The sequence below is a fragment of the uncultured Frigoribacterium sp. genome (genome assembly GCF_963515265.1).
In the GTDB taxonomy this organism is placed as follows: Bacteria; Actinomycetota; Actinomycetes; order Actinomycetales; family Microbacteriaceae; genus Frigoribacterium.
Genome location: NZ_CAUPYL010000153.1, coordinates 1 through 6,092 on the forward strand (window position 1 = coordinate 1; position 6,092 = coordinate 6,092).

At 72.7% G+C, this 6,092-nt stretch carries 5 protein-coding genes; 2 read left to right on the forward strand and 3 right to left on the reverse strand.

All coding sequences use genetic code 11. From position 1 onward, the window contains the following. Nucleotides 1-85: 85 nt before the first annotated feature. Nucleotides 86-1,120: a hypothetical protein gene (locus RWM17_RS11150; RefSeq protein WP_314103693.1), complete on the reverse strand. Its 1,035-nt coding sequence runs from the start codon at nucleotides 1,118-1,120 to the stop codon at nucleotides 86-88. Nucleotides 1,121-1,615: 495 nt separating this feature from the next. Here RWM17_RS11150 and rplJ point away from each other — a divergent pair, with 495 nt between their 5' ends. After that, nucleotides 1,616-2,131 (forward strand): 50S ribosomal protein L10, encoded by a 516-nt coding sequence (rplJ, locus tag RWM17_RS11155; RefSeq protein ID WP_123546685.1) that lies wholly within the window; start codon nucleotides 1,616-1,618, stop codon nucleotides 2,129-2,131. A gap of 51 nt (nucleotides 2,132-2,182) precedes the next feature. Further along, nucleotides 2,183-2,566, forward strand: a complete 384-nt coding sequence (rplL, locus tag RWM17_RS11160) for a 50S ribosomal protein L7/L12 (protein ID WP_123546684.1) — start codon at nucleotides 2,183-2,185, stop codon at nucleotides 2,564-2,566. Between the two features lie 165 nt (nucleotides 2,567-2,731). On the opposite strand, the gene RWM17_RS11165 is transcribed toward rplL, so the two are convergent. Then, the gene (locus RWM17_RS11165; RefSeq protein ID WP_314103696.1) at nucleotides 2,732-4,201 is read right to left on the reverse strand and encodes an amino acid permease; all 1,470 of its coding nucleotides are present in this window, start codon (nucleotides 4,199-4,201) and stop codon (nucleotides 2,732-2,734) included. A 22-nt stretch (nucleotides 4,202-4,223) separates the two neighbouring features. Further along, complete coding sequence (locus tag RWM17_RS11170; RefSeq protein ID WP_314103698.1) at nucleotides 4,224-5,822, reverse strand: LuxR C-terminal-related transcriptional regulator; 1,599 nt, start codon at nucleotides 5,820-5,822, stop codon at nucleotides 4,224-4,226. Between the last annotated feature and the right edge of the window lie 270 nt (nucleotides 5,823-6,092).

The window sequence follows — 6,092 nt, forward strand, 5'->3', positions numbered from 1 at the left end:
GGAGTGGACGATGCACCCCGTCGTTTCGAGGTGCATCGTCCACTACGGGGTGCAGGGGGCGGTGTGCCGGGCGCGAGGCGCTGCGTCACGATGCGAAGCGGAGGCGCGCCGCGCGAGCCGCAGCCGTCACGCGGCGTGGGTCGACGGGGATGCCCGCTCGCGTCAGGAGGGCGGCGAGGCGACGCGGCGCGACCAGGTCGCGGTACTCGAACCGCACCACGACGCGCACGTCGTCCCGTTCGAGGAGCTCCGTCTCCCGACGCTTCTCGTCGCGCATCACCTCGGCGACGGACCGGCCGCCCCGCAGGGCCTCGTCCGCGTACTTGCCGAAGCCGTCGAACTCGAACACGGCGAGGTGGGACGGGTCGAGGAAGTCGCACCGTGCCGTCCCCGAGGCCAGGGTGAACTCACGCTGCAGGTCGGGTGTCGGCACCCCGAGCTCGTGCAGGACGACGCGCGCGAGCGACTCGCCGCCGTTCTCGGCCCACGGCGACGCGAACGCGATCGCGCGGCGGGCGGCGGCCCGGCCGGGGCCCGTGCCGTCGCCGATCTCGGCGAGGAGGTGGGCGCGCCGTCGGGCGAGCAGCTCGTCGATCTCGAGACCCGATCGGTGACCACGAGGCAGCACGAGCCTGCGGAGCGCCGCGTCGACGCACATCACCGCGTCCGCGAACGGCGCCGTCAGGGCGACGTCGAGGGCCGTGCGCTCGAGAGAGGTGACCCGGACGTCGGACAGGACCACCACCTCCTCGTCTCGCAGCGGGCCGGGTCTGATCCGCAGCGTCGCCGACGTCCTGGTCGACGCACGCCTGGCGTCGACGACGCTCACCCTGTCGGCGGCCTGCTCGACGCGGGGCAGGTCGTGGAGCGCGACCGCGCTGCCGTGGGACGCGACCCAGCAGGCCGAGCCGAGGACGACGGCCCGCGTCCGCAGCACGAGCCGAGCTCGGGCGTCGAGCGCGTCCCAGGTCGACTGCTCCACGAAGACGCCTCGGCGCACCCGCACGACCTGGCCGGCCGCGACGGCGCGGCGCAGGCCCCGGGCCTCGTGCGACTGCGCACCGTGCGTGGCGGCGAACGAGAGCGGGACGGTGAGCGGGTCGAGGTCGAGGAGGGGCATCCCCACACTGTCGGGGCCGCGGCCGACGAGGCGCGCGTCCATCGCGCCTCCTGTGCATGGTCGTCGGCTCGTCCACAGGTCGCGCGGACAGACCGGCGCGGGCGAACACCCCGGAGTGGACGATGCACCCCGTAACGACGGAGTGCATCGTCCACTCCGGGGTGCGAGGCGCGGGGTGCGGGGTGCGAGGCGCGGCCGCGGGGTCCGGGGTGCGAGGTGACCACCGAACGACCGCAGGAGGCGCGACTTGCGTCATCGCGCCTCCTGCGTCTACTGTGTACCCAGCCCAAGACCGCCGGTTGTCCCTGTCTGCTCGCAGACGGAGACCGAAGGTTCTCGAGAGAGAGCGACCAGCGCAGGTGTGTGAAGTCGTTCCTCGCTTCTGCGAGATCCAGCTCCGTGCGCCAGCGCCGGAGCTTTTTCCATGCCCCGTCCTCGGACGAGACGTGAGCGAGTGCCCGGGGGCTGCCGGCACACCCACGTTTTAGGAGAGCCATGGCGAACAAGGAAGCATCGGTCGCCGAGCTCACGGAGAACTTCCGTAGCTCGACCGCCGTTCTGCTCACCGAGTACCGCGGTCTCACTGTGGCAGAGCTCAAGGAGCTCCGCACCGCCATCAGTGCAGACGCGACGTACGCCGTGGTGAAGAACACGCTCAGCAAGATCGCGGCGAACAACGCCGGCATCAGCTCGTTCGACGACGAGCTCGTCGGCCCGTCTGCGATCGCCTTCGTGCACGGAGACCCTGTCGCCGTCGCCAAGAGCATGCGTGACTTCGCCAAGGCACACCCCGCGCTGATCGTGAAGGGCGGTTACTTCGACGGTAACGCCCTGACCGCAGCCGAGGTCACCAAGCTCGCCGACCTCGAGTCGCGGGAGGTGCTGCTGGGCAAGCTGGCCGGCGCCTTCAAGGCCTCGCTGTTCGGCGCTGCTTACCTGTTCAACGCTCCGCTGTCGCAGGCCGTCCGCACGGTCGAGGCGCTGCGCGCGAAGCAGGAAGCCGACAGCTAACAGCTGTCGCAGCAACCACCACCACTTACAGAACACAACAAGGAGAACACCATGGCGAAGCTCACGCAGGACGAACTGATCGAGGCCTTCAAGGAGCTCACGCTCATCGAGCTCAGCGACTTCGTGAAGAAGTTCGAAGAGGTCTTCGAGGTCACCGCTGCTGCCCCCGTGGCCGCTGCCGGTGCCGCCGGCCCCGCCGCCCCCGCCGAGGAGGTCGAGGAGAAGGACAGCTTCGACGTCGTCCTCGAGGCTGCCGGCGACAAGAAGATCCAGGTCATCAAGGAGGTCCGCGCGCTCACGAGCCTCGGCCTCGGCGAGGCGAAGGCCGTCGTCGACGGTGCCCCCAACACCGTCATCGAGGGTGCGAACAAGGAGACGGCCGAGAAGGCCAAGGCTCAGCTCGAGGCTGCCGGCGCCACCGTCACCCTCAAGTAGTCTGCGGGGCCCACGGCCCCTCGCGACCTCGGTCGCACAGCACTGCCTGCTCTCACGAGCACCGGAGGCGCTGCTCCCCACGGGGAGCGGCGCCTTCGTCGTTCCCGGGGGCAGTCCGCTGCAGCCGACTCGGCGCATGCCGCTCCGACGAGCGGCGGGGGGGCCTCAGCCGCGGGCGACGACCGAGTGGCGGCGGCCGTAGAGCGCGTACACCGCGACCCCGACGCCCATCCACACGGCGAACGCGGCCCAGGTGATCCCGCCGAGCGTCACCATGAGCAGCACGCACGTCGCGAAGCCGAGCACCGGGACGACCGGGTACAGCGGCACGCGGAACGTGCGCTCGAGCTCGGGCCGGTTGCGGCGCAGCCAGATGACCGACAGGTTGACGAGCGCGAAAGCGAAGAGCGTGCCGATGCTCGTCGCGTCGGCGAGGGCCCCGAGGGGGATGAACGCCGCGGTGACCGCGACCGCGCCGCCGACGATCAGGGTGCCGGCGACGGGCGTGCGCGTCCGCGGCGAGATCCGGCCCAGGACGGACGGCACGAGCCCGTCACGGGCCATCGACAGGAAGATGCGCGTCTGCCCGTAGAGCACGGTCAGGACGACGGAGGCGATGGCCGCGACCGCGGTCACCGCGAAGAGGAAGGCCACCCAGGGCTGGCCCGTGATGTCGGCGACGATCGTCACGAGGGTCGCCTCGCCGTCGGTGAAGTCCTGCCAGGGGCGGGCTCCGACCGCGGCCACGGCGACGAGGATGTACAGCACCGTGATGATGACGATGGAGGCGACGATCGCCCGCGGCAGGTCTCGCTTCGCGTCCCGCGCCTCCTCGCCGGCCGTGGACGCCGCGTCGAAGCCGATGTACGAGAAGAACAGGCGGGAGGCGGCGGCCGAGACCCCGGCCGCCCCCATCGGCGCGAGGGGCTCGAAGTTGCCTGCGCTGAAGGCCGTGAAGGCGACGGCGACGAAGAAGACGAGCAGGCCGACCTTGACCACGACCAGGACGGTGTTGACCCAGGCGCTCTCGCGGGCCCCGGGCACGAGCACGAGGGCGGCCAGCAGGACGAGCGCGGCGGCGGGGAGGTTCAGCAGGCCTCCCTCGGCGGGCGGGCCGGCGACGACGTCGGGCAGCGAGAGGCCGAAGACGCGCAGGGCCTCGTCGACGTACTGGCCGGCGCCCACCGCGACGGCCGCGACCGACACGGCGTACTCGAGCACGAGGCACCAGCCGCAGACCCAGGCGACGCCCTCGCCGAGGGTCGCGTAGGCGTAGCTGTAGCTCGAGCCGGAGACGGGCACGCTGCCCGCCATCTCGGCGTACGACAGTGCCGAGAGCAGGGCGGCGACGCCGGCGAGGACGAACGCGAGGAACACCGCGGGCCCGGCGAGGGGCACGGCGGTGCCCAGCACCACCAGGATGCCCGTGCCGAGCGTGGCTCCGATGCTGATGGCGGTCAGGTGCCAGACCCCGAGGGTGCGCCGGAGGCCCCGGGCGTCGGACGCCTCGGCCTCGCGCGCGAACGCCTCGAGGGGCTTGCGACGCAGCAGCTGCTCGCCGAGCCGCGGGCGAGCAGGAGCAAGGGCAGGGGCAGGGGCAGGGGCAGAGGAGGCAGGGGTCAGGTCGTCGGGCACCGCGAGAGGCTACCGCCTCGGGTCAGTCCTCGTCGACGTGCAGCCCCAGCTGTCGCACCCGGGCGATGGCCTCGCGGCGCGACGTCGCCTGCAGCTTGCGGTAGATGCTCCGGACGTGGCTCTTGACCGTGTTCACCGAGATGAACAGCTGGCTGCCGATCTGGCCGAGGGTCTGGCCGGTGGCCAGGTGGCGCACGATGACGAGCTCGCGGTCGCTCAGCGGCTCCGCGAGGGGCGCCACGTCGGGGCCCTCGGCCGAGTGCAGGCGGGCGAGCACCCCGAGGGTGGCCTGCGGCTGGTCGCGCTGCACGGCGCGGGCCACGAGGTGGTCGAGGAGGGGCTCCGGCAGGGTGCCGAAGATCCAGCCTGCGCCCGAGCGGCCCGCCTCGAGCAGGGCACGGTCGAAGGCGATGTCGGCCTGGGCGGTGTCGCCCTGGGCCAGGTGGGCGGCCGCGGCGACGGCGTGCACGTGCCCGATGGTCCGCTCCGAGTGCAGGTCGCCGAGCACCAGGCACGCCTCGAGGTCGTCGAGCGCCGCCTGCGGCTCGCCGGTCGAGAGGTGGATGAGGGCGAGCACGCGGGCGGGGCACTCGATGTGGCGGTCGCCGGGCGAGAGGGGCAGGGCCAGGCGCCGCGCCTCCTGCGCCTGTCCGAGCTGGAGCATCGTCTCGGCGCGGAGGGCCGTGGCCGACCGGCCGAGCACGACGGCGCCCGTGAAGCCCTGCACGAGGCGCGAGATGCGGCCGAGGTGGTCGAGCACCTCGATCGACCGGCCCTGGGCGAGCAGGACGCTGGCCTCGGCGAACCAGCCGAGCGCCTCCCAGTCGCTGCCGCGCGCCGCCAGGTGCACGCGCGCGACGAGGTCGTCGTGCCCGCCGGGGGACTCGTCGCGCTCGAGGGCGAGGTGCAGCCGCGCGATCTGGGCGAGGGCGCCGAACGAGCTGGCGAGCAGGTCGGTGCCGTCGGCGAGCTCTGCGGCGTTCTCGAGGTGCTCGTCGGCGAGCGCGAACTCGCCGAGCAGCACGGCGACGTAGGCGAGGGCGGAGAGGCACTCGACGCGCTCGGCGATGCTGAGGTGCTCCTCCCCGAGGCCCGAGGCGAGCCCCAGGGCGAACTGGGCCTGGTCGTACTCGCCGTAGTGCAGCCGGATGAGGCCGAGCTGCAGGGAGAAGGAGGCGCTGAGGCTGATGCGTGCCGTGATCGACTCGGAGAGGTCGCTCTCGATCATCGTGCGCGCGACCTCGAGGTGCTCGTGGGCGACGACGAGGTTGCCGAGGGTCCGCAGCGCGGCGCCGAGGTGCACGTGGTAGCCGGCCCGCACCTCGAGGGGCAGCCCGGGGTCGGCGTCGATGGCCTTGGCCACGCCGCGGAACCACGGGAGCGCCGCGCTGCGCGATCGCGAGCCGACCGAGCGGTAGCTGGCGGCGAGGGCGAGCAGGATGAGCGGCCGGCCGCTCCACTCGGCCTCGGGGGCCGAGCGGACGGCCTCGCGCAGACGGGCTCCCTGCAGGGGGGCTATCTGCGTCCAGGCCTGCTCGATGGCGTCGAGCGAGGCCCGCGCGTCGGCGGGCTGGAGCTCGACCCCGGTCGGGTCGGGTGATGCATCGTCAAGGGTGCGCACGGGTCCTACCTCTGCCGCATCGGGTAGTTCCCCGTCGGGTAGGGGAATGCGGCGTCAGGGCGTGGTCAGGAACCCTGAGCTCCCAGCATAAATGAGCGATGTTCCCGTCTGCGCGTCTGGCGGCCAGATTGCCCCAGGAGTGGGGGGGCGCGCCGCGGGCGTAGCCTCGCTCCATGAGCAGGATGGACTCCGTCGCCGCGGGCGGCGGCATGCGCGGCACGGGAGGCGGCGGAGGCGGGGGCGGAGCCGGCGGGGCGGGCGGCGGCAGGC